Genomic DNA, 403 nt, shown 5'->3' with positions numbered 1-403 from the left:
GATTTGGATACTGCTTTTTTAAGTAAGCCACTTGCGCCTTGTAGTATTCCAATTCTTCTTCTATACTATCGAACTTCGTACGAGAACGACCTTTCAAGAGGTTTTTTAAGCCGTTATTACCACCATTTTTCCCCCGCAAGTCTGAAATATCGCCTGTTTCTTGATATTTCCGGACCCAATTCATTAACTGTGTTCTACTTCTAAGCTTATATTTCTTCGCTATAGCTGATTGGCTACCCTCACCATTTAAATAACTTTTTACAACTTGTATCTTTAATTCATCTGAATAAGTTTGAAATTTATCCCCTTTTTTAACCATAATAAAATCCCCTCCAAGTAAAAGTGTAACATCCATGTGTATTCATGGTCTTTTTACACTGTCTACCTTAAGGGGATAATATCA

General features: G+C 35.2%; 1 protein-coding gene. It reads right to left on the bottom strand.

What is annotated here, in order from left to right:
• Positions 1 to 319, bottom strand: a 319-nt coding sequence (locus CN326_RS23550) for a helix-turn-helix domain-containing protein (RefSeq protein WP_098311358.1), incomplete at its 3' end; no start/stop codon positions are given.
• Positions 320 to 403 lie beyond the last annotated feature (84 nt).

Source organism: Bacillus sp. AFS018417 (assembly GCF_002560985.1).
Taxonomy (GTDB): domain Bacteria; phylum Bacillota; class Bacilli; order Bacillales; family Bacillaceae_G; genus Bacillus_A; species Bacillus_A rhizoplanae.
The sequence above is the reverse complement of the archived record's forward strand: the minus strand, read 5'-3'. Positions and strand labels throughout refer to the sequence as shown.